The sequence below is a fragment of the Paenibacillus mucilaginosus 3016 genome, assembly GCF_000250655.1.
Lineage (GTDB): Bacteria > Bacillota > Bacilli > Paenibacillales > NBRC-103111 > Paenibacillus_G > Paenibacillus_G mucilaginosus.
Genome location: NC_016935.1, coordinates 3,229,417 through 3,253,778, shown reverse-complemented (window position 1 = coordinate 3,253,778; position 24,362 = coordinate 3,229,417). Strand labels below are relative to the sequence as shown.

General features: G+C 56.0%; 22 protein-coding genes and 2 pseudogenes. 8 read left to right on the top strand and 16 right to left on the bottom strand.

Going from position 1 to position 24,362, the window contains the following annotated elements; translation table 11 throughout:
• Positions 1–114: 114 nt before the first annotated feature.
• The 4 genes from PM3016_RS13955 to PM3016_RS13940 form a co-directional block, all read right to left on the bottom strand.
• Positions 115–1,818, bottom strand: a complete 1,704-nt coding sequence (locus PM3016_RS13955; RefSeq protein ID WP_014369938.1) for a methyl-accepting chemotaxis protein — start codon at positions 1,816–1,818, stop codon at positions 115–117.
• 37 nt (positions 1,819–1,855) lie between these two features.
• A complete protein-coding gene (locus PM3016_RS13950) occupies positions 1,856–2,908 on the bottom strand; it encodes a sugar ABC transporter substrate-binding protein (RefSeq protein WP_014369937.1) in 1,053 nt (350 codons plus the stop codon).
• Positions 2,909–3,121: 213 nt separating this feature from the next.
• Positions 3,122–3,337 carry a hypothetical protein gene (locus PM3016_RS13945; protein ID WP_013916272.1) on the bottom strand — a complete coding sequence of 72 codons (216 nt, stop codon included), beginning with the start codon at positions 3,335–3,337 and terminating at the stop codon, positions 3,122–3,124.
• A gap of 74 nt (positions 3,338–3,411) precedes the next feature.
• Positions 3,412–3,759, bottom strand: coding sequence for a hypothetical protein (locus PM3016_RS13940; RefSeq protein WP_014369936.1), 348 nt, complete (start codon positions 3,757–3,759; stop codon positions 3,412–3,414).
• A 181-nt stretch (positions 3,760–3,940) separates the two neighbouring features.
• Between PM3016_RS13940 and PM3016_RS13935 the strand changes: the two genes are divergently transcribed.
• The gene (locus PM3016_RS13935; protein ID WP_013916270.1) at positions 3,941–4,261 is read left to right on the top strand and encodes a YnfA family protein; all 321 of its coding nucleotides are present in this window, start codon (positions 3,941–3,943) and stop codon (positions 4,259–4,261) included.
• Between the two features lie 120 nt (positions 4,262–4,381).
• Here the strand turns inward: PM3016_RS13935 and PM3016_RS13930 are convergent, their stop codons facing one another.
• From PM3016_RS13930 to PM3016_RS38645, 3 genes are all read right to left on the bottom strand, one after another.
• Positions 4,382–5,386 (bottom strand): C40 family peptidase, encoded by a 1,005-nt coding sequence (locus PM3016_RS13930; protein ID WP_014369935.1) that lies wholly within the window; start codon positions 5,384–5,386, stop codon positions 4,382–4,384.
• A 240-nt stretch (positions 5,387–5,626) separates the two neighbouring features.
• Positions 5,627–7,276: an alginate lyase family protein gene (locus PM3016_RS13925; RefSeq protein WP_014369934.1), complete on the bottom strand. Its 1,650-nt coding sequence runs from the start codon at positions 7,274–7,276 to the stop codon at positions 5,627–5,629.
• A 373-nt stretch (positions 7,277–7,649) separates the two neighbouring features.
• Entirely contained in the window at positions 7,650–7,808 is a 159-nt protein-coding gene (locus PM3016_RS38645; RefSeq protein ID WP_014369933.1) for a hypothetical protein, read from the bottom strand.
• A gap of 134 nt (positions 7,809–7,942) precedes the next feature.
• Here PM3016_RS38645 and PM3016_RS13920 point away from each other — a divergent pair, with 134 nt between their 5' ends.
• Positions 7,943–8,950, top strand: coding sequence for a DUF3231 family protein (locus PM3016_RS13920; protein WP_014369932.1), 1,008 nt, complete (start codon positions 7,943–7,945; stop codon positions 8,948–8,950).
• 128 nt (positions 8,951–9,078) lie between these two features.
• Here the strand turns inward: PM3016_RS13920 and PM3016_RS13915 are convergent, their stop codons facing one another.
• The 7 genes and pseudogenes from PM3016_RS13915 to PM3016_RS13890 all read right to left on the bottom strand — a co-directional run bounded on the left by PM3016_RS13915 (position 9,079) and on the right by PM3016_RS13890 (position 18,596).
• A complete protein-coding gene (locus PM3016_RS13915) occupies positions 9,079–9,609 on the bottom strand; it encodes a DoxX family protein (protein ID WP_014369931.1) in 531 nt (176 codons plus the stop codon).
• 292 nt (positions 9,610–9,901) lie between these two features.
• Positions 9,902–10,879, bottom strand: coding sequence for a LacI family DNA-binding transcriptional regulator (locus tag PM3016_RS13910; RefSeq protein ID WP_014369930.1), 978 nt, complete (start codon positions 10,877–10,879; stop codon positions 9,902–9,904).
• An 86-nt stretch (positions 10,880–10,965) separates the two neighbouring features.
• Positions 10,966–12,408: a glycoside hydrolase family 1 protein gene (locus PM3016_RS13905; protein ID WP_014369929.1), complete on the bottom strand. Its 1,443-nt coding sequence runs from the start codon at positions 12,406–12,408 to the stop codon at positions 10,966–10,968.
• Positions 12,409–12,844: 436 nt separating this feature from the next.
• The gene (locus tag PM3016_RS40755) at positions 12,845–13,348 is read right to left on the bottom strand and encodes a serine hydrolase domain-containing protein (protein WP_274380020.1); all 504 of its coding nucleotides are present in this window, start codon (positions 13,346–13,348) and stop codon (positions 12,845–12,847) included.
• A gap of 79 nt (positions 13,349–13,427) precedes the next feature.
• Positions 13,428–13,712 (bottom strand): annotated as a pseudogene (locus PM3016_RS40750) (serine hydrolase); the annotation flags it as partial.
• 767 nt (positions 13,713–14,479) lie between these two features.
• Positions 14,480–15,883 carry a hypothetical protein gene (locus PM3016_RS13895; protein WP_014369927.1) on the bottom strand — a complete coding sequence of 468 codons (1,404 nt, stop codon included), beginning with the start codon at positions 15,881–15,883 and terminating at the stop codon, positions 14,480–14,482.
• 1,576 nt (positions 15,884–17,459) lie between these two features.
• Positions 17,460–18,596: a replication initiation protein gene (locus PM3016_RS13890; RefSeq protein ID WP_236628679.1), complete on the bottom strand. Its 1,137-nt coding sequence runs from the start codon at positions 18,594–18,596 to the stop codon at positions 17,460–17,462.
• A gap of 431 nt (positions 18,597–19,027) precedes the next feature.
• Here PM3016_RS13890 and PM3016_RS13885 point away from each other — a divergent pair, with 431 nt between their 5' ends.
• Together PM3016_RS13885 and PM3016_RS13880 are read left to right on the top strand one after the other, a co-directional pair.
• Positions 19,028–19,597, top strand: a complete 570-nt coding sequence (locus tag PM3016_RS13885; RefSeq protein ID WP_013916256.1) for a TetR/AcrR family transcriptional regulator — start codon at positions 19,028–19,030, stop codon at positions 19,595–19,597.
• 200 nt (positions 19,598–19,797) lie between these two features.
• On the top strand, positions 19,798–20,676 hold the full coding sequence (locus PM3016_RS13880; protein ID WP_014369926.1) for an NAD(P)-dependent oxidoreductase: 879 nt from the start codon (positions 19,798–19,800) through the stop codon (positions 20,674–20,676).
• A gap of 298 nt (positions 20,677–20,974) precedes the next feature.
• On the opposite strand, the pseudogene PM3016_RS37370 reads toward PM3016_RS13880, so the two are convergent.
• Positions 20,975–21,199: pseudogene (locus PM3016_RS37370) on the bottom strand (two-component sensor histidine kinase); the annotation flags it as partial.
• A gap of 387 nt (positions 21,200–21,586) precedes the next feature.
• Between PM3016_RS37370 and PM3016_RS13870 the strand changes: the two are divergent.
• The 4 genes from PM3016_RS13870 (at position 21,587) to PM3016_RS13855 (ending at position 23,746) form a co-directional block, all read left to right on the top strand.
• Complete coding sequence (locus PM3016_RS13870) at positions 21,587–22,252, top strand: ArsR/SmtB family transcription factor (protein ID WP_014369925.1); 666 nt, start codon at positions 21,587–21,589, stop codon at positions 22,250–22,252.
• Positions 22,236–22,574, top strand: a complete 339-nt coding sequence (locus PM3016_RS13865) for a hypothetical protein (protein WP_013916251.1) — start codon at positions 22,236–22,238, stop codon at positions 22,572–22,574. The genes PM3016_RS13870 and PM3016_RS13865 overlap by 17 nt, the downstream gene beginning before the upstream one ends.
• Positions 22,575–22,626: 52 nt before the next feature.
• Positions 22,627–23,229, top strand: a complete 603-nt coding sequence (gene clpP, locus PM3016_RS13860; RefSeq protein ID WP_013916250.1) for an ATP-dependent Clp endopeptidase proteolytic subunit ClpP — start codon at positions 22,627–22,629, stop codon at positions 23,227–23,229.
• Between the two features lie 292 nt (positions 23,230–23,521).
• Entirely contained in the window at positions 23,522–23,746 is a 225-nt protein-coding gene (locus tag PM3016_RS13855) for a hypothetical protein (RefSeq protein WP_013916249.1), read from the top strand.
• Positions 23,747–23,900: 154 nt separating this feature from the next.
• On the opposite strand, the gene PM3016_RS13850 is transcribed toward PM3016_RS13855, so the two are convergent.
• Complete coding sequence (locus PM3016_RS13850) at positions 23,901–24,254, bottom strand: hypothetical protein (protein ID WP_013916248.1); 354 nt, start codon at positions 24,252–24,254, stop codon at positions 23,901–23,903.
• Positions 24,255–24,362 lie beyond the last annotated feature (108 nt).

Below are 24,362 nucleotides of genomic sequence, written 5' to 3'. Positions count from 1 at the left end.
GCATGGTACGGTGTCTACCCATTTTGTCGAATTATGAACTATTATCTCATATTTTTGTCGAACATTATAATGGAAGACCCGCCGCATTACAGACGGGTCCCATCATATACCGGATTAAAGCTTGAAAATGGCAAGTGAATCCTGCAGGTCTTCCGCCAGGCGGGAAAGCATGGCGGATGCGGCCGCAATCTCCTCCATCGTCGCATTCTGTTCCTCCGCCGAAGCGGCCACGCCCTGGGCATGCTGGGAAGCTTCCTGCGCCACGCCCGAGATCACGTTAATGTCGGAGACCACCTGGGCGGTCTCGTGACGGATCTGCTGCGCATCCTGCACCGCCTTCTGCGCGATGGCGTGAACCCCTTCGATCGAACGGCGGATATGCTCGAACGCCGAGCCCGCCTGTCCGATGATAACCGTGCCTTCCTTCACCGCCGCATTGCCTTCTTCCATCGAAGTCATTGCATGCGTGATGCCTCCCTGGATCTCGGTGATCAGGGCATGAATCTGGTCGGCGGCCATCCGGGACTGCTCCGCGAGCTTGCGCACTTCCTCGGCGACGACGGCGAAGCCTCTGCCGTGTTCGCCCGAGCGGGCCGCTTCGATAGCCGCATTGAGCGCGAGCAGGTTCGTCTGCGTGGCGATCGTCGAGATCAGGGAGACGATGTCGCCGATCTGCGCCGACTTCTCTCCGAGGGCGAAGACATATCCGGACGATGCGGACACCTTCTCCTCAATGCGGCCGATCTGCGCGACCGACTCGCCTACGACCAGGTTCCCCTGCCGGGCGTGGCCGATCGCTTCGTTCGACGTATTCGAAACGTCTTCGAGCGAGCGGTTGACCCCGTCTACGCTGCGGTCCAGCTGGCGCGAAGATTCGAGCGACTGCTGCATCGTGCGGCTCTGCTTCTCGGAGCCGTCGGCGATCTCCTGTACCGCCACCGTGATGACTTCCGTGGCCTGCGCCGTCTGTTCGGCCGAAGCCGTCAGCTGCTCGGAGGTGGCGGCAACCTGCTGCGAAGCGAGAATGATGTTCGACAGCTTCTCCCGCAGGCTTACGGCGAGGCCGCCGATGTCCTTCGAGAGATCGCCGACTTCGTCCCGGAGCGTTATCACCGGCGCTTCCGCCGTGAGGTCGCCTTCGGCGATGCGGGACACATAGGCCGACAAGCGGCGGATCGCCCCGCCGATCTGCATGGAGATCCAGGCGGCTGCCGCGACGGCGAAGAGCATGGCGATCAGGCCGAGCGTGATCATGATCGTTTTGCTCGACGTGATGATCCGGCCCGCAGCCGTCGATTGCCGCTCAGCTTCCGCCCGGTTGGCTTGGACGAGCTCCTCAGCCGAAGCATTGGCCTTCCGGCTGAGGTATTTCATCAGATTGATCGTTTTGGTCTCGGCAAGCGAGCTCCCCGGCGTCTCCACTTCCTGGATCAGCTGCGGGATGGTGCCCTCGAAGGCTTCCCAGTCATTCGTGAACTGGTAGTAGAGCCCTTCCGTACCGTGCCCCTGCGGCATGCTCTCGTACTTGGCGCGAAGCTCCTTCATCTTCTCCTGCTCGTCTGCGATCGCCTTCTTCAGCTCCTGGATTTCGCTGTACTTGGCGGTGCTCAGCATCTGGAGCATGCTGTTCTCCATGTTCTTCATTGACTGGCCCATGTCATTGATCAGGATAACCTGCTGGAGATGGACCGAGGTGATTCGGGTTACGGCGTCGCCCAGCATGGAAATCCGGAAGAGGCCGACCGCGTTCGCGATCACCAGCAGGAACGTGCAGAGCAGGAACCCGCTGATCAGTTTGGCGCGTATGGAAAATCTCATGACAGTTCTCTCTCCCTCTTATGATTGACCGCTGCCCTTACGGCTGCGGCCACTGTTCCTTCGGAACGCCCTGGAAGACGTCCTCCATGGCGGCGTAACCCGCTTTGACGACCGTAGTCGCCACATTCTCTTTCGTGACGACCACCGGCTCCAGGAGATGCGACGGAACGTCTTTTTTGCCGTTCGGCACCTTATGGTTGGATACCGGCTCCTGCCCTCCGGCAAACGCCAGGGCCGCATCGGCCGCGGCTTTCGCCATGTTCTCAATCGGCAGGAAGATCGTCATGGCCTGCGTGCCGCGGACGACGCGCTGAAGCGCCTCAAGCTCGGCATCCTGGCCGGATACCGGCACCTTGCCTGCCAGCCCCAGCTCGCTCAAGGCTTGTACGGCTGCGCCGGCTGTCCCGTCGTTGGCAGCGACTACGCCCTGAATGCTGCCACCTGTCCGGGCAAGCGCCGCTTTCATATGCTTGTACGCTTCCTCCGGCTTCCAATCCGCGGAATAGTCGTCGGCCACGACCGTGACCCGGTCCTTGTGCTTCTCCAGCACCCGGATGGACCCGTCGCGCAGCAGAACGGCGTTGTTGTCGGTCTGACCGCCGCCGATATACACATAATTGCCCTGTGGAGCCCGCTTCAGGATTTCCTCCGCCTGCAGCTCCCCGACTTTCACATTATCGATCGAGACATAGAAGTCCGTATCGGCATTCTTGATCAGGCGCGCATAAGACAGCACCTTGACGCCCTTGCTGTGGGCCTTCTCTATGACGGCCCCCAGGAGAGGCGACTCCGTATTCTGGGCGACGATGACGAGCACATCCACCCCGCGCTCAAGCAATTTCTCCGCCTGGGCGGCCTGCTTGTTCTCGTCCCCTCCTGCAGTCAGCGTAATCACGTCGGCGCCCGCCTCGCGGATCGAGGCTTCGAAGTGATCGCGGTCCCGCTGCCACCGCTCGTCGATCAGGTTGTGCATCGAGAAGCCGATGACCGTTTTATCCTGCTGCCCAGCCGGTTCCGCCGGACTGCATGCGGTAAGCAGCAGAAGCAGTGCACCGCCGATCAGTCCTGCTTTGGTTGTCAACCGTGACATTTCATTGACCCCTTTTTTCACTAAGTTTGAACGGATGAACTGCACCCGGTCCATAATCTAGTATCGGATAAGAGGCCCGAAGCTTGAATAGACCGACCTAAAATGCTGCAATGGTATAACCTGCCAAAGCCCTTATCAGCGCACAAAAAACACCGGCGCCGTCTGCGCCGGTGTCTCCCGGTGGCCGGAGGCAAACCTCCGGTCCCTGAATCCTTACGATCTGCTGCTGCCTTGGTTCTCCTCGTTATCGCCGTCAAAAAAATCGGCCACGTTCTGGGCCGCATTCTGCGCCGCATCGACGGTGTTCTCCGCCGCATTCCGCACGAACTCGCCTGCGGACTGCAGTCCATTGCGGGCCGCTTCCGTGGTATCTTCCATGAAACCGTCTTGATTTTCGTTTTGGTTCTGATTCCGGTTCTGTCTGGACATTGTTGTAGCACCTCCTTTCCCTATAATGAAATCCAAAGGTTAGGTTGCGTTACTGCCGCACACTCTATACACGCTTATTTCCAGCGGGTAAGGACAAAACCGCAGACCACCACGCCCAGCCCCGCGTAAGTTCTCCAGGTCGGCACTTCCTTCAGGAAGAGGTAGCCCATCACCACACACACCAGGATCTCGAGCCCCTTCGAGACCGTCAGGGCGAAGGTCAGGCTCTGGAAGGCACGGTACAAATATTTTACCCCGTATCCGATCATCACGTTGGAGAAGAACATCAGGGGGAGCATCCGCAGCTGGAACCACAGCATCGGCCCGAAGCCGGGGTCAATCGCCTTCGCCTGGTAGGAGAAGATGGCGTTAATGATGGACAATCCGGCCGCCAGCAGCCCGAAGCCATACATAAGGTTCATATCCTCCGCTCCTTTCTTGGGTCCGTCGTTCATAGGATTACCATCCCCAACTCCCTGCCAAAGTAAGCGGATGGGAACTCGCGGGGGTCAGGCCGTTTCCGGCTTGCCCGTTACGCCTTGTCAGAACCAACTCCCCCCTGTATGCTTGGACCATGAAATGTCAGAAAGGAGGGCTTGCCGTATGGCTGTTGTATTGTTCCTGCTTGCCGGCTTGGCTGAGATCGGCGGAGGGTACCTGGTGTGGCTCTGGCTGCGGGAGGGCCGGTCCCTGTGGCTCGGCCTCACCGGATGCCTTGTTCTGGTCGCTTACGGGATCATTCCGACGCTGCAGAGCTTCCCGTCGTTCGGACGGGTCTATGCGGCTTACGGCGGCGTATTCATAGTTCTGGCCGTGCTGTGGGGATGGCTCATTGACAGGAAAACACCGGATCTCTACGATTGGATCGGCGCTGTGGTATGTACCGCAGGCGTGGCGATTATGCTGTGGGCGCCCAGGGGATAATGGGCTCGCTGAATATCCTGGAGCTCCAAGGGGAACCTTAGATACAACAAAAAGCGCCACCGGCATGTCTCCGGTGACGCAGTGTCTGTGCGCAGCCAAGGCTGCAGCTTACCTTACAATTTACAGGGCGCTGCCGCCAAAAATAAAGCGGCCTTCCCAGTGGCGGCCCGTGATCGTGTCGACCTTCACGCCGCCGGTTCCCCAGGTGTTGAGCATTTTGCCGTCACCGAGGTAGATCCCGACGTGAGTGATGCGCTGTGCGGACTTGTCCATGCCGGAATAGGCGCTGAGCGAAGAGCCGCGGTAAGACATGAAGAACACAAGGTCGCCGCGCTTCAGGTTGTCGATATCCGTGACGATCCGGCTGGAGTGCTCGCGCACATAATCAGCCTGCGTCCGGGAGTTCGAAGGCAGCGTAACGCCCAGTGCGTCCTTGAAGGCTTGTCTGACGAAGTCCGAGCAGTCGAAGGTCGCCACGGTGCTGCGGTCGGAACCGTACTCGTACGGAGTTCCGAGGTATTTCATTCCTGCCGCGATGACCTTCTCCACCTTCTGGGTGGACGTTGTGGAGGAAGAAGTACCGCCGCTTGTCGTGCCGGCCGGTGCTGCCGATGCCGTTTCTTTATACGAAGCAGAGATGTATTTGGAGCTTGTCGATACATAGCCGGTCACACCGTTCTTGTCCTTCACCTTGTACCAATAGCTGTTGACCTTGTCCAGGATCGTGACCGTCTCGCCCTCCTGCAGGTACCGGATGCGGGCCGCATCCGTGTCCGCCGCTTTGCGGAAGGAAACGCCGCTGACGATCTTCCCTGTGTTCGAGGCTGCGGCCGTACCGGTCGAAGTCGTCCGGGGTGCCGATATATATTTGCTGCTCGACGAAACGTAGCCCGTTACGCCGTTCTTGTCCGTCACTTTATACCAGTAGTCGTTCACCTTGCTGACGACCGTAACCTTCTCGTCTTCCTGCAGGTAACGGATCCGTGCCGCATCCGTGTCCGGTGCTTTGCGGAAGCTGACGTCACTTACGATGGTCGACGTGGTCGCCGCCTGGGCTTGTCCCTGCGGCAGGGCGAAAACGCCTGCGATCAGGGCTGCGGAAGCTGCTGTAATGATACGTTTCATATTTGCTGTATCCCTCCTGGGTGTTTGTGTTGTTGAGAATTTAGACAAATTCCCCCGAGCAGATGCCCCTGTTCCTGAGGCTGCTCCATCATAACACAAGCCACCCGCCGGGAGGGCTGGTAGTTCTTGGCCCGCGGCTTGGCATGCGCAGCGCAAAAAGTCCTTTTCCCTCGTTTGTCGCCATGGGAAAGGACTTTTTTCGTTTCAGGCGTCTTTGCATCCGTTTCTGTGGGCCATGCGTCAATTCATGATTTTGACCTGATCGATATAGAAGGTCCCCGTCTCTCCCGATCCTCCGGCAAACTCGATGCGGTCCAGGGCGCTGACCGTGCTGCGGAAAGGAACGCCCGATGCCTTGAGCTGCCCGTTCACATACACATCCGTCTTGTCCGACGCCGGATTGGCAATGAGCTTCACCGTATACCAGGCTTCCGGAGACAGGGTCTGGAGAACGATATCGCTGCCCGTGCCGCTGCGGTAGATCAGCCCCGACGCGGTGGTAAGCAGCTCGGCCGCATAGACAGCCGCGTGCTTCAACCCGAACCTGGCATTCGGGAACAGCGCCATGTACATGAACTTCCACTCCGCTTCAATAATGCCGTACTGGTCCGGGAAGACTTTGACGGCCGAAGCCGTTCCGGAGGTGCTGGTATCCCAGATTTTGAGGCTCTTGTCCGCTGCCGTCGGCGTGTTCCATACGACGGCGCTCGTATTGGCCGCCTTGGAAACCGTCCATCCGCGCGGTGCGGCGGTAGACGTCAGGGCGTCGAACTTCTCGTCGACCAGCCGCAGGCCGCCCTTCGTCACACTCGGGAAGTTCCATGCGAAGTGGCTGGCCAAATACATGATCGGCCCTTTCACCGAAGCGAAAGACTTATAGGCAGGCTCATCATAATAATCGGACATCGCCTCGAACAGATTATAGCCCCACTCTTCATCGGAGACGGGCATCCGCGGATTCGCCCCATACGGCCATTGGTCCGGGCGGTTCATGTAGAACAGCAGGTAATCGAGTGCCTGCTTGATCGTCCTGCCGCCCGGGGAGGTCCACTGGAACAGGTCGATGCCGGCCGCTTCCTTGGCGATCTGGGCGGCAGCCGTCATCGGTGCCAGCGCAAAATACGTATACCACAGCCCGCTCGCTCCCCTGCCGGCCTCATGCGGCATGGACCCGTCGGCCGCGATGCTCGAATCGATCTTGTTCTTGAGGCGGGTAATCTCGGCGTTCAGGAGGACGGGATCATCCTTGTAGTAATAGGCCGCCATCGCGCCGTAGATGCCCCAATCCCCCCAGTTGTTGCTCCGGGTCTTGATCGGATTCGCCGCCCTCGCCAGGTATACATTCGTAAGCCAGTTCGAGAAGGCCGTCTTGTCCGCTTCGCTCCAGCCGCTGTAATCCCGGAGGAGCTCCGCCGCATGGATGAATCCCACACCGGAATAGGTCATCACCAGGGGACCGTCGGTGCCGCTTACCGCGGTATTCCGGAATGCCCAATCGTTCAGAATGGCCTTCGCCTTCTCCGCATAGGCCGTTCTGCCCGTCAACCGGTAAGCCAATGCCGAAGCATAGGCGGCGCGGACATCGGTATGAAGCACCTCGGAAGCCCCGGTATGCCCGGCCGGATCCTCATAGTAGCCCGGCACGTGAAAATCGGCGGAAGCGCTCGGAGGTTCCGACAAATAAAAATCCGCTCGCGGGATCAGTTCCTTCATGGCATCCGCCCACGGCTGCAATCCCCCTGCGATATTTCGCTTGGCGGAAGCGAGCTGCGCTTCGGAATGCACTCCCCCCGGATGGGGATATGCCGCCGCAGCGGACGAGAAGACCAGCCCTGCGGCCAATCCTGCTGCCGCCAGAACCGGCAGTTTCCGTCTCCCCTGGTTTCTCATCACATTATGCCCCCCTGCGTCCCCTGAATAAGCCAAAAAAACCGAATGCGGCGGCCGGCCTCCCCTTTATTCGTCAGCGTCTAATCCGCATCCCGAATCAAGGACAGGTACCGTTCGCGCATTCGGATTGGAATTCATGGAGGATGCTCCTGCTGTCAACGCTTCCGCACTGCTCGTGCGGAAATCATTCCCGTTTATCTTAGCATGATTCCTTACTGGGGACATGGGCGAAAGGATAGAGAGAAGTGCGTCCATCTTACTGCATGAAGGAGATAAACGCAGCGTATTCCAGGAGCTCCGGATCGAACCTTACCTTGGGCAGGAAACTGGCCCTGTCTTTTCCATTTTTACCGCGCCCGCTTCCTCCTCCCCCCTAGCTCCACTTCGAGCTCGCTGCCTGGTAGAAGAGCGTGTTGATCACTGTGACCAGCAGCGCAACCGGGAAGAAGCGGCGGAGCTTCGTCGTATCCATGAACAGCAGCGAAAACCATGGGATGCTGAGCAGAGACCACAGGATCAGCTGATTCAACAAGAGACCATTCCTCCCGCTCCAAAGTCACTCCCCTCTGTATGAGGCAATTCGAGGTAAGGTATTCCGCCCGGGGGGCATAAGGAATTCCAAATCAACCATACTAAATCAAAAATACTCAACCTGCGGGGTGAACGATGGAAACAGCACATAACATTCCGTTAACGGCGCCGGAAATCTCCAATCTCTGGTCAGGCTATCAGGGGGACACACTGTCCAGGTGTGTTTTGACCCATTTTGCCGCCCACGTGGAAGATACGGAGGTCCGGGAGCTCATAGCCTATGCGCTTGAGCTGTGCGACAAGCATATTACGCGGCTGCTGGGTTATTTTGAAACCGAAAAAATCCCGGTTCCCCAGGGCTTCGGGGACGAGGACGTCGATCCGAAAGCCCCCCGCCTCTTCTCGGACATCTTCTATCTCGGATACCTTCTCAATATGGGCAAACAGGGGATGGCGCTGTACGCTTACTCGGTTCCCGTCTCGTCCAGGCAGGATATCCGCGAGTATCTGTCCGAATGCCTTGCCTCTTCTTCTGCCCTCTATAACCGGACGCTGGATCTTATGCTGGCGAAGGGGGTATATGTCAGGCCTCCCCGCATCCCGGTTCCGGAAGCTCGTGAGTATGTGCACAAGGAAAGCTACTTCTATGCGCTCTTCGAGGACAAGCGCCCGGTGAACGGTCCGGAGATCGCCCACTTGTACGCCAACATCGTGACGAATCTGATGGGCAAGGCGCTGACCCTGGGATTCGCCCAGACCGCCGTATCCAAGGACATCCGGGCTTATCTGCTGAGAGGCCATGAGATCTCGGGGAAGCACGTCGAAGTATTCAGCTCCCTGCTCCGGGACGACGGCCTGCCGGCGCCGAATTACTGGGATGACGGTGTCACGGCCTCCACCACCCCTCCGTACTCCGACAGGCTGATGATGTATCATATCGGGGCCTTGTCAGCGACAGGCGCGGTCAATTACGGTGTGGCCGCCCCTAACAGCACCCGCCGCGATATCACTTCGGTCTATGTGCGGCTGATCGGCGAAATCGCCAAGTACGGAGAAGACGGAGCGGAGCTGATGCTGAAGCATCAATGGATGGAGAAAATCCCGGGCGCCGTGGAACGCGGCAGCCTGGTCCATCAGAGCTAGGCGGCGAGGCTCCGGAGATCGGCAGCAGCCGGATGGGGAAGTTGCCCGGCATGCCCCGCCCATCAGCAAATAAACCGGGAAGGCGCGGACGCCTTCCCGGTTTTCTTTTCAATCCAAAACCTTATCGATTAAGCCTTGGCAGGGATGCCCTTCCGGCGGCCCGCCTCATCTCCGCCCTGTCGGCGCAGCTTGCGGAGCAGGGGCATCAGATAACGGTCCACACCGAACCGGCCCGCATTCGTTCCGGCCATCAGGACAATCACTCCGAGCAGGACCAGCCAAGGGTTCGTGCTGACCGTACCGGCGAAGAGGAACATGAAGTTCATCAGGAGACCGAAGAACGCGGCTGCCGTCGTCAGCGCACCCAGGATCAGGCCAAGGCCCACCAGCGTTTCCCCTGCGGGAATCAGGAAGTTGATCACTTTCACGTTCGGCAGGGCGAAGTTCTGCAGGAAGGCTGTGAAGGTTGGATAGACCAGCTCGCCCGTCGCCTTATCGAGCACCGGCTTCGCGATGGCCCCCTTGAGGAAGCCTGCGGCATCGAAGCCGCCTGTCAGCTTATGAAAGCCTGCGGTGAACCATTGATAACCGACATACAAGCGAAGAATGAGCAGCAGTCCGGCGGCATACACGTTGTCTCTCAGGAATCGGGTAAGCATAGTGAACATCTCCTTGTGTCGTTCGGGTTATTATGAAGCGCAGCACCTTCGTGATTTTTTTCACAATATAGGATGGGCGTCAGAGCCATGTTACCGGCTTCGCGGCCTCTTTTCTTCTTTTTCTTCTTTTTGCTCCTGAGGTGCTGTCCCTCATGTCTCTACTATAGCACGGCCCCAAGGCGCAGGATGTGAAGCGGATCACACAAGGAACAAAAACAGAGAAGCCCGGCATCTGTGGGATACCGGGCTTACTCCAGCGTTATGAACGCTCCCTTCCAAGAAGGAGCGGCCGTTACACGCTTGTTCTCTCGACCAGTGCAAACGGAACCTCCATCCGCCGCGGTGCGGCACCCGGCTGGACGATCCCGTGATAGAAGGCGCCAAAAGCCTGCCGGCCGATCTCCTGCAGATGCTGGTCAATCGTCGTCAGCTGCAGCGCCTCGGAGATCGGCTGGTTGTCGAAGCCGACGACCGCCAGCTCTCCGGGAATCGCGATCCCGAGCTGCCGGGAACGGGCCAGGACACCGGCCGCAGCCTCATCGCCGGTGACGAGCAGGGCCGACGGCCGGCTCTCCATCGCGGCGATGCGGTCCATTACCCGCATCCCGTCCCGCAGGTCCGTGCAGCCTTCGAAGATCCACTCCGGCTGCACCGGGCGGCCGATCTCTTGCAGCGCGTCGGCATAGGCGGCGTACCTCTGGCGGCTGCTCTCGCTGTCCCGCCTTCCGATGCAGAAGCCGATGTTCCGGTGCCCGCGGCGGATCAGGTACCGCATACCGGTGAGGAAGGCTTCATAGTGATGGGTATAGACACAGGAAATCCCTTCCTGCCGGACCGGCTCGCAGGCAACGAGGAGCCCGTCCGCGGCATAAGCGGCGATCTCAGCCCATGGCAGCTCGTGGGAGCACAGGATCAGCCCGTCCACCTGCTTCGTACGCAGCATCTGCAGATACCGCCGTTCTTCGCCGGCCTCATAATTCGTCTGGCAGAGCAGCGCCGTATACTGGTGCTTCAACGCTTCCTCCATCAGTCCGCCCAGCAGCGCATGGAAGTACGGATGATGACTGAACGGCAGGATGACGCCCACCATGCCTGTCCGCCCCGTGGACAGATGAACAGCATTGGAATTCGGGCTGTACCCCGCACGGCGCATGGCTTCCTCCACCCGTCTGCGCTTCTCGGCGCTGACGTAAGGGTGGCTGTTGAGCACCCGGGATACCGTAGCCACCGAGACCCCGGCCGCCTTGGCAATCTCACGGATATTCGCCATGCCGGTGGGCCTCCCCATGGACGGGGGCCGACGCCGCTCCTGTTTTCATGCGGATCCGCTCCTGTTCTTGATCGGTTTCAGACGGGTTACTTCAACAAATGCTCCCCGCCTGTTCGGATGACTTCCCGGTACCAGTGGAAGCTGAGCTTCTTGATCCGGCGCAGCGACCTGGCATCGGTCTCATCCCGGTCGATATAGACAAATCCATAGCGCTTCTGATACCCGTTGAGCCAGCTGAGCACATCGGTGAACGACCAGGAGCAGTAGCCGATGAGCTCCACCCCTTCGCTCATCGCCTGCTGGCATTGAAGCAGATGGCTTCTCAGGTAAGCGATCCGGTAATCGTCATGGACCGTGTCATCCGCTTCCAGCTTATCGAATTCGCCGAGGCCGTTCTCCGTGATGAAGACAGGGAGGCCGTAGCGGCTCGTGATTCGGCGCATGCCGATCCGCAGGCCGATCGGGTCGATGGCCCAGTCCCAATTCGAGGTCTCGAGATTCGGATTCGCCGCCGTCTTGAACAGCCCCGGCATCCCGGTCGACTGGTTGCTGCCCTTCTGGCCGGTCGTATTCATCCGGCCTTCGGCCACGCCGTCCAGCGGATTCGTCTCATACGTAATCGTCTGATAGTAGTTGACGCCGACGAAGTCCGGTCTGCCCCGGCGCAGCAGCTCGAGGTCTCCCTCCTCGAAGACGGGAGCCAGCCCCTGCTCTTCGAGATACCGCAGCGGGATCTGGGGATATTGCCCGAGGCAGTAGACATCCAGCCACCAGTAGTTGGTGAATTCCTCCGCATTCTCGAAGGCCAGCAGATCCTCAGGCTTGCTCGAAGCCGGATAGGCCGGAGAATACGCGAAGCTTGGACCAATTTTACCATGCGGCACGTAGTGGCGGAAGGAGTCGATGACCTTGGCATTGGCCAGGAAGGCATGATGGTTGGCCTGATAGAAGCGTTTGCGGTCTTTGACTCCAGGCGGATGCATGGCGGTAATAAAGCCGTGATTCGTGTTGTAATTCTGCTCGTTGAGCGAGACCCAGTATTTCACCCGGTCCCCGTAACGCTTGAACAGGGTAATGCAGTAGTTGTCAAAATCCTCGATAATCCGCCGGGACTCCCATGCCCCATATTCGTCCATCAGCGCCTGGGGGACATCCCAGTGGTACAGCGTAAGCACCGGCTCAATGCCGTGCGCGAGCAGCTCGTCGATCAGGTTATCGTAGAACTGCAGGCCCGCTTCGTTCACCTCGCCATGGCCGGACGGATAGATCCGCGGCCAGCTGACCGAGAAGCGGTAAGCTTTCAGCCCCATCTCCGCCATAAGGGCGATATCCTCCCGGTAGCGGTGGTAATGGTCCATGGCGACGTCGCCGTTGCTTCCTTTATACGTTGTCCCCTCGATTTTGGTAAACACATCCCACACCGACGGGCCCTTCCCGTCCTCATTCCAGGCCCCTTCGATCTGGTAGGCTGCCGAAGCGGAGCCCCAGAGAAAATCCTGCGGAAACGGACGTACCTGCGTATGAATCATCTATGGTTCCCTCCTTGATCTATTGCGTAGCGTGTACAGGATGAGTATAGATTATGAAACGCGTTACAGAGCAAGCACAATCTGCCTGTCCGAAGAAGGCATCCTTATTTCTCGTTTTCGTGAAAATCAAGGAATCCGCACTGCGAGATGGCCTTCGATGGTCTGTTTCCAAGAAAAACAGCCGGCGGGTCCTCGGACCTGCCGGCTGTCGGATACACATGATAAAGGAGCCCGAACAGCACCATCGATCCCCATCCAAGAAGGTTGATATGGGCATGCTCCACCCGTTTACAAACAGCGGGCCGCTGCTATGGGAGCCGGCCCCGGTGACCGGGATGCACCCACGGACTGTTCCCAATCAATATAGATGAAGCCGCTCGAAAAGATGCGTAAAGTTCTCTTTAGGGATGCGCACGAGGCTGTCCGGGAACCCCGTTCATCCGGCGCTTGCCGCAAACAGCTTCTTGGTCAGCCTGGTGGCCAGGGCATCGACGGACAGCAGCCGGAGTCCCAGCATAGGGGCGAGCTGGCTCCACATCGTAGAACCGTTGTTGGATAAGATGACAACCCCCGCCCCCTTGGACCGGTTAAAAGCGATGAAAGAGCTTGACCCATACGTCCCTCCATTGTGCCAATGCGTCACCGTCCCGTCCTTCTCCCGGTACCTCATCCATCCGTAACCGATTCCGATGCCTCTGCTTGGCATGATGGCATAATGCTCCTTCAAGCCCTCCTCCACTGCCGGGCTGAAGGAATGTGAGTCGGGGTGGACATGCGCCTCCAAGTAATTCAGCATATCGGCCGCCGTCGAACGGACGGCCCCCGCTCCTCCCATCGCATCGTGAAAATCCCAAGGCGGCAGCGCCTTTCCTTTCGAATTGTACACAGGCAGGAGCTGTGCCGGCGCGGGCGTCCTCCACCCTGCATAGGTATCGGGCATGCCCGAGGGGGTGAAACACCTGCCGGGTCAGGGCATCATCCAACGCGGTGCCAAGCCGCCTGCTGAGCAGCCAGCCGAGCAGACCAAAGCCATAGTTGGAATACCGATGCCTGCTGCCGCTTTTGGGCTTCTCCGCTAACACCGCTTCGATGAGACGGGCTTCATCATAATTCGCGTACGGATTCAGCCGGTCGGTGATGGAGGCTTTGAAATTCCCCGGTACGTCCGGCAGTCCGGAGGTGTGGGTCACCAGATCCAGCAGTGTCGTCTGCTTGGCGAAGGGGCTCGCTGCCAGGTCCGGATTCACATCGGAGAGCCGGTCCGAACGGCTCCACAGACCCTGCTGTTCCCCCGCCGCCAGCATCAAGCCTGTCATCGTCTTGGTTATCGAGCCGATCTCATACGCTCTCCCCGTGCCGTCGGTTTCCCCGGATTCTCCCCCGCTGCTCCATATCTTTCGTCCGGAGGGATGAAGGACTCCCACCGTCAGTTGATGTGCCGGCCGGTTGGCCCAGCGAAGAGCCTTCGGATCTGACATCACTTCTTCGATTACATGATCCATGCTCCTGCACCTCATTTGGGGGTTGATGATCTGATAATCTGGAGGACTGATGAATAATATTATTATGATATCACTTATGGAATTAAATTACTATTTCTTCTTTTCCTAATGATGATGGGGAATGCAGTCATAAATGAATACACTGATGATTACCATGAGAAGAACATTAGATCAAAACCTCTTTTAATATCATGATAACTTATGGGAAGAAACCTTGATGGGGCAAGCCTGAAAGCCATCCTTCGGAATTAACATACAGCCGTCTGCTGTTATCCCCAACCGGAGAGTTTTCGTTTACAGCGGCTTCCTCAGGCTTCACATGTCCGTTTCACTTATCCACAATGCCCGGACATGAATTTACATCCTGCTTTAAACAATTCACAGGTTGATAAGACCGCGCTTTTGTGAATAAACGAGTCCGGTTGGGAACGCTTATCCACAATGGAATAAGACAAAATAAAAAAGCAGCTCCGTCGGATAAACGGAACTGCTTTAGGTAACTCGATGCCGAAACGCCGAATGGCACTCGTATCGGAGCTGTATCAGCTCTAACCAGTGCTCGGTGTTGTTTATGCAGTTTTATCGGTGTTCATGCGGGAGTTCTTCGCAGCCAGATCGGCCGCACGAGTCTGAATCTCGACAAAGTACCGCTCCATCGCTTCCTCGAGCACTCTGGCGGGTACACGCACGCCGCTGCCCACATGGGCTCTCATGGCAGCCAGGAGTTCCTCCTCATGCTTGAGCAGCTTGCGAAGCTGAGCCTTCCCCTCCTCTATGCTGGTCCAGCCGCGGCGGTCCAGGATCCGCTCTTGGTCTTGGGTTGAACGCGCGGCTTCCGATAAGTCCTTCGACAGCGTCGCCACCCTGGACAGCAGCCACTGCTGGCAAACCGTCTCCAATACAGCGGCCATTCTTTTCATGCCGTCGATATGCAGCACGAGTGCCTTCACTTCCGGTCCGCCGTAAGTGATCCCCTCTTGTTTCGTCTTGTCCATATAATAGTCAAGCAGACTCTCCTGCTGCAGTACCTGGTAGCTGCAGGAAGCCATCTCCTGAGTCATCACTTCATGGACAATGGCGCTGAAATAAGCCGCAAGCTTGTCCTTATTCGTGAGCTCCATTCGTTTGGCCGGGAAGGAAGCGGCCAGGCGGGCCAGCGCGGTATTATACATATGACGTGCCGTGCGCAGAATCCCTTGGCGCCGCTCCTCTGCCTCTCCTTCTCTGCGGTTCATGGCGAAATCCGCCTCCAGCATGGACTTAAAGAGGTGATACCCTACGGAAAGCAGGGCATGGCAAAGCTCATCGCTGGGCACAAGGCGATGCAGACCTAACTTAAAAAGCTCACGCTTTACAAGATTCATTTCCGTATGGTTCTCCAGGTAAGCTTGCTGAATATCGTCAGAGAATCGGATCACCACATTCGCCTCGCCCTGAAACTGTACGATCTCTGCGGATGAGAGCCCCGGGATCTGCGCGTCGCGAAGCTCCTGCAGCACGTCAAGCAGCTGGGTACCGGTCAACGGCAGACGTCCTTCTTGTCCGGATCTGCGGATAAGACGAAGCCGGGGGATATGAAACTCGGTATCCCGCGTTTCGCTGATCCTGAATAACGCCATGATGAGCAGCCGCTTCGCGTTCAAGGAGAGCGAGCGGAACTGAGGCGTGTAGTACAGACTGAACTTCTTCCCGTATTTCGTGGTTCTCTCATCATATTGAAGGGAGCTTTGCCCGTAGCGGAAAGCATACGTGTCATCCTTGCGATCCTTGCTCAGGACCTTCTTGTCACGAAGAAACTTACGCAGAATATCCCCCATGTACTTGGAGGTCGTGCCGATCTGCCTGGCCAGGTGTTCCGGTTCGGTCCGAAGGCGGTTCTCCCAGTCCAGATGGAGCAGCATGGCAAGGCAGGCATCGATCTCGGTCGAGGAGAGACTGTTCATCATGAGGTGATACGTATCTTTATAGATCATGTTCGTCTCTCCTTTCCCGAAATTAGAAGTAATTTCATTGGCTAATAATGTATATAGTGATTGAACCCTGCGTGTATCATTGCTATAATGAAATTAGACGTGCTTGAAGAAGACCTTGGTTTTACTACAAACCGGTCACTGTCTGTTCCTGAAATGTCAGAAAGCATAGCTCGCTTAAGCTTGTTTCTGTTTTTTGATATTTTTAATAGACGCTCTTCGTCCTGAATTGGACGTCACAGGCGTTTATCTTACAGCTGTGTATCTGGTCCTTCCTTCAATCGAACGTTACTACCAATGCGAAGACCTTCCAAGTCTTGCGGCATTGAGCTTCCCGGCAGCCGTGCTTCCAACACGCTGCGAGTGGATTCGTTGTTATTTTCTTCCAAGCAGATCACGGGTGCTTCCAACACCTCTGCGATCTGGCCCGACCCTCTGATAGGGTCTTTTTTTATTTGCGGGCTTCTCTATTTCTTTCTTCCATCGCTATGTATGCTTGGTTTGAATCTTAACCTTATACGATATTACACATGTTTATCCCATTTGCCAATCCCCCGAACCACCCTCCCAAATAGCCAAAAAAGGTTGTACTAGCCAACAGATTCAGGCTTTTTTCCAGCGGCATCCAGGTACAACCAGGTTGTACTGGCGGACAGATTCGCACGGAGCGAATACATCCAATAAAGGTTGTACTAGCCAACAGATTCGCAGCGAGCGTCCTCCCCGAAAGCGGTTGTACTAGCCAACAGATTAAAGGGAAGGATTGAAACGGGACAGGTTGTACTAGCCAACAGATGATAAAGCCGGGCCTGCCGAACGGAGAGTGTCCGTGGTTAAGTATTCGACCAAGGGATATTGGAGTGAACCTGCGGAAGGAGCTGCTCATTTGGCGAACAGGACGCGGATTAGACTCGATCCCCCCCCCTTCATCATTATAGGTTGTACTAACGAACAGATTCGCAGGAGGCTGCAGATAGGAACAGGTTGTACTGGCGAACAGATAACCGTTCACTTTCTAGCAGCAGCAAGCTTACATTTTGGGTTTTTCATAAACTACCGGTTGTACTAACGAACAGATTGCGGATACGGCGGATTCCGCGAAGGTTGAGGTGCCTCCTTTTCTTAGCAGCTTTTGGCCCGATCGGATATCCACAGCGGGAATCACAGCAGCCAACGGATTCCGTGCCGCTGCTTTTAGAAAAACGGTTGTACTAGCGAACAGATTGTCATTCCTGTGTAGTAGAGGGTTGGCGAGGAATGAGCTGCAGGCGCTCGATGAACAGGTTGTACTGGCGAACAGATTCACATTCATTGCACTTTCAGAATAGGTTGTACCGGCGAACAGATTGGGATCGAACGATGAGGACAGAAAGGGTTGTACTAGCGAACGGATTGGCTGCACATGGCCGGATACTCCCCGGTTGTACTAACGAACAGATAAGAAGCGTCCCCGACGCTCCCTAATCCGCCAAAAAAGGTGAAAATTCGACTCATAAAATTTTTTTTACTAAACGGGCGAAGTCAGAAAATGAATTTATCCACAAAAAAAGAGACCCCTAAGGTCTCGAAATTCATTGACTTATCCCTGTGTTAGTACCTTTACTTCCTCTTTTTTCAACAGGGTGCCCGGGTAGAACCGGATGGCACTGCAGGAACGGCCGGTGCCCAGTTTGACATAGTCCTGCAGTACATAGACTTCCTTCAATTCCTCGCAGGCCTTGAGGATATTCCGGCGATTGTCGTATTCATTATTGGCTAAATGCATATACTCGCTGATTTCCGTAAGCGAGACGTCAAACGCGCCGGCCTCTACCGTATATTTGAACTGCTCCTGCGGGGCCATATCGCGGATCGTACATAGAAGCTGGTACAGCTCTCTGGATGTCTTCGTATTCAAGGTATCGAGAATCCCCAGGGAGATGAGCGTCGTGTACCCGTCCTGGAACGACTGCCGGATCTGATCCGCGAACTGGAACTGGTACTCCCGGGACTGCAGCTTCCCATCATCCTTGCTGTACTCCTCGATCGTTGTTTCGGACGCGACCAAGTGAAACTTACTGGTTACGATGCGATTGGCATTTTTCTTTTCATAGAACTCCTTGATGACGATTTGGGTTGTGGTCAGCGCCCTTAGGGAATCCCGAACGCGCTTATGCTGCATTCCACCCTTGGGGTTCATCTCCAGCCGCCGCAGGAGTTCAAACTCCGTAAATTTGAAAATCTGTTTGCAGTTCTGATCTACCCAGATGGAAGTAAGGGCCGTGAAGACGCGCTTGTCAAACTCGGACAAATACAAGCCCTCGCTGTTTTGATATTCCAGGGTCTTGGTGCCGTTTTTGACTACCTCAGCCAATCCGGTTTCCTTTACCTTCTCTTTGTAGCTGTTGGGAATCCCAGTGAAGAAAGGGTTGCTTGCCATTAGATTCAGCTCCATCGGCTGCGTCTTCTTTCGCTCACGCATTTCCTTAGCCAGTTTGATGATCTGCCGTGCGTATTGGTTCTTGGTCAGACTCAAATTATCGACGACGCTTGAGGTTTCACTGACGATCTGAGACAGCTTCTGGAGCAGATAGACGCTGGCCTCCGTGATATCTTTCGTAAGATAGGATTTGGTTGAATCGAGCTTGGATGCCGATTCCTTCAGCAGATCTTCAACGGATGTCACATCATCGGGGTTGGTGCTCTGCTCGATCTGGCGGATGAGTTTCTCGGCCATGGCTTCCGCTTTGTCCGCCAGTCGGATAATGCTGGATTTTACTTTTGGCTTTGTATTTGAACGGGGTTTCGTATCCTGCTCATCTATGGAAGAAGCGGCTTCCGTTTCTTCGCCCTTCATTTCCAATTCCCGTATGAGTTTACCCGCGAGAGACTTTTGCTGTGTCCCTGCCTTGCCTGCATCTTGTGTCTTCTTTCCTCTTGGCATAAGTCGCCCTCCCCTCTGTATTTTCCTATAAGAAAAGAAGAATTACAATACACCAGGAGCAAGTCTCTACCGATTCCCTGTAACTGGCAGGGCCTAAGGGTTATGTGCTGACGCTACCTTGCAAAGGGGAGATCCGAATGATAAAATTTTAAGACTAAACCGTTTCGTTTCACGAAGATGCAGTTCCTGCGAACACGAATATGAATGATTGGTCAGGTGAACGTATGTCCACAGCACCCACTTCCTCCCGCCAGCGCCTATTGGATGTAGCTTCCGATTTGTTTTATCGTGAAGGGATTCGGGCCATCAGCATGGATACGATCGTTGAGCGGTCCGGGGTAAGCAAAGCAACCCTCTATCGGCACTTTCCTACCAAAGATGAATTAATCTCCGCCTATCTTAAGGCACACGATCATCACATTTGGGAACATTTTGACGAAGCTGTCGCTAAACATGAAGGTTCCCCCAAAGATCAGCTGTTGGCGCTGATCGATGCCATTGCAGAGCTGTTCCAACCCGAATATTACCGGGGATGTCCTTTTCTCAACGCATTTGCCGAATTTTCGGATCCACATCATCCAGCACACCGGCTGGCGATGGAATATAATCACGCCTTACGCTCACGGTTGTCTGACCTCAGCCGGAAGGCAGGCGTCACCGACGAGAGCTGGCCGGATCAGCTGCTTTTGGTCATCAATGGAGCCTATTCATCCGTTCCTGTGCTCGGTTTAACCGGGTCCGCTGCTCAACTAAAAAAATTGACTGCCCAGATGATACATCAGTATGTACATTGATTCCTTTGGAGTCCGGGAGATAACCGCGGTTATTTCTTGAACTCCAAAGGTTTTTTATTTTTGAGCATGGTGGCCGGCAAGAAATATATGGATTGACACGAAACTAAACGGTATAGTATCATTCGACTTGTAATACGAAACCGTTTAGTATCATCTAGGTCATGTTGTATACTGATCAACCTATCCGGGAGGTAATTACTATGAGTGAAGTATCCATTATTGGTTTGGGCCCCATGGGAACAGCGCTCGCGCAGACATTCCTCAACAACGACAAACGCATTACGATCTGGAACCGGACGGCTTCGAAGGCGGAATCGCTAGTACGGCAAGGTGCAGTGCTCGCCTCCTCTGCGGCTTCAGCCATTAACGCGAGTCCCATCACTATCATCTGCGTTGCCAACTATGGGAGTTCAGCCAGTCTCCTTGATACCCAAGAAGCGGCTTCCGCACTTGCCGGACGTACGCTTATACAGCTAAGCACAGGCACCCCTCAGGAAGCGCGAAACAGTGAGTTCTGGGCCCGGGAGCGGGGCGCCTACTATCTGGATGGCGCGATCCAGGCGTGGCCCAGTCATATTGGAGCACCGGAGACCGTCATCCTCTTCTCCGGTTCAAGCACTGCATTCCAGACAAGTGAGCCGCTTCTCCGGATCCTTGCCGGGAACTCGATTTATTTGGGTGAACCCGTCGGCTCGGCGTCTGCCCAGGCTTTAGCTGTGATCTCCTACCTTCTGGGTACATGGCTGGGTTTTGCTCACGGCGCTCACATCCTCGAATCCGAACACCTGCCCGTCGACTCCTTCGGCTCCATGATCGCCGCCATCGCACCTTTACTTGGGGAGGAAGCAAAGCATCAGGGGAAGGTCATCCAGACGGGGAAATTCGGAAACCCCGAAAGCTCCCTCCAAACCTCGGCCGATAGCGTGGAGCGGCTGCTTCAACAAGCGACCGAAGCGGGGATCAATTCCGATTTTCCCAGATTCGCTTTGCCGCTCTTTGCGAAAGCTGCCGCAGCAGGATACGGGGATGAAGAAGTTTCCGCGATAATCAAAATCCTTCGCGGCGGCCCGGCCTCGTAATCCATAGCACGAAAAGGCGTTTACGGCCATCCGCAAATCGAGCACGGAGTTCGGTTCCGTGCCAAGCTTTGCGGATGGAGTACCGTAAACGCCTCCCCCATTAGCGCTATTCCCCGATTTCTTTCTTGGTTCATTCGTGTTCGAGTGAACGGCTTTCGGCTGATCTTCCTTCTGTTTGTTCGCGAATTCATAGCCCATTAATAAGCTTACAATGATGAATGCAACCGCAGCAATTTTCATTTTCATTTTAGCCTCCTACACGATCTGCCTGACATCGCTTCTGTTTCCTTAACAATTATCAAGTTCCGTTCAGATCCGCACCTATGGTTAAAACAAAAATGCCATTCCGGTGGGTCAGTGTCAACGTTCCCCCATGCAGTTCGATGATATTTCGGGCGATGGAAAGCCCCAATCCGGTTCCGTTCTGAATGCTTAATAAGATCTGAATCGTCCCCGGCTTAACGCTGCACTTGAGGGCGTTCATCAGCAGATTATCGATCGCTCTGGCGAATTTACCGCTGTCCCCTACATCCCCTCCTAATTTTCAAGAACATAACCGACCACTTGATCGTGATAAAAGCTACCACGGCCATCATCAGATGGATCACAGCCCATTGGAAATCGATTAGAGCCAGCAAATTCATTAGATGATTCCCAAAGAACTTACCAAAAGCAAAGAACACTTCAGTCCAAACCAATGCGCTCTCCTCGTTGATGTCGATGAGAGTATCATAAAATAAAAATCTTAGGGGCTTATCGGGATAGTTCTAAAGAAATTCTGAAGGTCGAAGGCTCTGAAGAATGACAAAATAAAGCTCAACAACAACAGCGGCATCCGCCCTTGACAATACTTCCCTGACGTAATAATATTGTTTTACGTAAACCGTAACTATTGTGGAGATGATGCTGTATGACCCCTCATGAACCGATCCTGGAAAGTGTCCTGATCGACTCACCGGAGCAGGCGATGGTGCTGCTCAATCCGCTTCGCGCCGAGATTGCGGCGCGGCTGTCGGAGCCGGGCTCCGCGGCCGAGGTGGCGCGGGCTATCGGGGAAGCGCCCCAGCGGATCAATTATCACCTGAAGGCGCTTGAGAAGGCCGGTCTGGTGCGCCGCGTCGGCTCCCGGCAGGTGCGCAACCTGGTGGAGGTCCTGTACCAGAGCATTGCCCGGACCTTCGTCCTGTCGGAGCGTCTGGGCATGAAGCCCGAGACGGTGCGTAAACTGAAGGATCAGGGCTCTCTCGCCCACCTGATCGGGACCGCCGACCGGATCAAGCAGGATGCCCTTCTTCTCATGGAGCACTCCGACGAAGGAGAAGAAGTCCCGAGCGCCACGCTGCAGTTCCAGGTGGAACTGGCGACACCGGAGCGGCGGCAGGCCTTCGTGGAAGAGTATGCCCGGCTCGTCCAGGAGCTGACCGCGAAGTACGGCGGGGATGCCGCAGAAGGCGCCTACCAGGTGGTCGTCGCCGTCTATCCGGAGGCGTCCGGCCGCGCAGCGGCCCCTGAAGGAGCGCAGGAGAAGCCCGCCCCCAAGAAAAGGAGGAAGCGTATCGATGGAACACAAGCCTAAGAAGGAATTCGCTGCCGGAACCGAAGAGCAGCGCCCCGGGAATGCTCCGCAGCCTGCGGTGGTCTGGGAGTCGAAGAGCACTGCGGAGACCGCTCCGCCGGACCGGGGACAGGTCAGCGATCTGAGTGCTTACCGCGAACGCAAGGAAGCCGCCGCCCCCGACCGGGAAGCCACCGTCACGCGGTGGGCCCTCCCGGGCCGCCAGAAGGGGGACCCCGCGCAGTGGCTGATCATGGTCTCCTCCGGCTTCGGCGCGGCTCCGGCCGTGATCCATTCCGGCCGGGGCGGCGCCGGCGATGTGAAGGCATGCCTGGCTGCCTGACCCCGAAGTGAATTTGGCTGTACAGTTTGTCCATATTAAAGGAGGGCTTACGATGAACTATATTCCGATGGTTGTCGAGCAGACCGGACGCGGAGAGCGTTCGTACGATATTTACTCCCGCCTGCTGAAGGACCGGATCATCTTCCTGGGCAGCGCCATTGACGATACGGTCGCGAATTCCATCATCGCCCAGCTCCTGCTCCTCTCCGCCGAAGACCCGGATAAGGACATCCACCTGTATATCAATTCGCCGGGCGGCTCGACCACGGCGGGCCTCGGGATCCTCGACACGATGCAGTACATCAAGCCGGACGTGTCCACGATCTGCGTCGGCATGGCCGCTTCGATGGCGGCGGTGCTGCTCGTTTCCGGAGCCCCCGGCAAACGCTTCGCCCTGCCCCATGCGGAGGTGATGATCCATCAGCCGCACGGCGGCTCCCAAGGCCAGGCGTCGGACATTCACATCCATGCGCAGCGGATCGTCCAGACCCGGGAGCTGCTCAACCGGATCATCGCCGAGCGCTCGGGGCAGCCCTTCGAGAAGATCGAGCGCGATACGGACCGCGACTACTTCATGACGGCACCCGCCGCACTGGAGTACGGCATCATCGACAAGGTGCTCCACTCGGTGCAGGGCACAGGCGCGGCCAGCTAAGACAGGAGCACTTCACGGCTCACAGCCTCCTGTCCCGGTCCAAACCAACAAAAAAAGAAGCGTACAGGGAGCCGCCGTCTGGCTTTCCCCGTACGCTTCTATTTATTCCGATGTGAAAAATAGGTGTAGTACGCCATTAAAATAATAATCCATAAATGGTGTCAAATGCACAAAAATAGCTTGTAGTTTGGAAGATCCTGTAGTATTTTAATAGAGAAAGACGCAGAACAGTCCTCTGTATGCTAATTCTTTAAGCCAAAACAAACGAAAGAAAAACCGAGGAGGAACTACTGTGGAAAAAATGGAATCGATGTGCATGAACATGATGATGACGATGTGTATGGAAGACATGATGGGCAAGATGAACTGTATGAAGACCATGATGAACACCATGAACGAAATGAACATGACCGACTGCATGGACATGAACAGCATGATGATGAAGATGCAGCAGTGCGACGAAATGATGACGTCGATGATGGAAACCATGCGCAAGATGGAGCAGGTATCGAAGTAATTCCTTCCCACTCCACCGCATCAGATTCAGGTCCCTTGAACTCCTACCTTCAAGGAACCGCAGAGCATGGCAGAACAGACCACTGTATGCCTCGCAGCAGCAGAATCTCATAACCACATGACCCATGGCAGAGCGGTTGACCGCATGCCTTTTTTTATTGGGCGGGAATTCCGTTCTCCCCGGAGTGGATGCGGCGCATCACTTCGATCCGCTCGAGCTTCAGATCCCACACCTGCTCTTGAAGCAGCCGGTTCTCCTGCTGATCCCGGTTCGCCTTCAGCTTCTCGTACAGCTCCAGCATGCGCCGGTTGATCTCGTCGAATCTCCGCCACAGCTCCTGGGTGAACCGGTAATGAATCTCCGCAGCCGTATGGCGTTTGTATTCCTGAAGGGTCTGCAGCAGTTCCTGTTCCCACTGCGTATCCTGAAGTCTCTTTGCCATATTCAAAAGGTCCAGATAGTCATCCACCCAAGCCTGCTCCCAATCCTTCCGCGCTGTCAAAGACATCCCCGGCACCTCCTTCGAATCAGCCTCATCCTATATACCAAGTATTATACTCAGATTAATACGAATTGCAACCTATTTTCTCCATCTCCGCCGAAGCTTAGGCATATC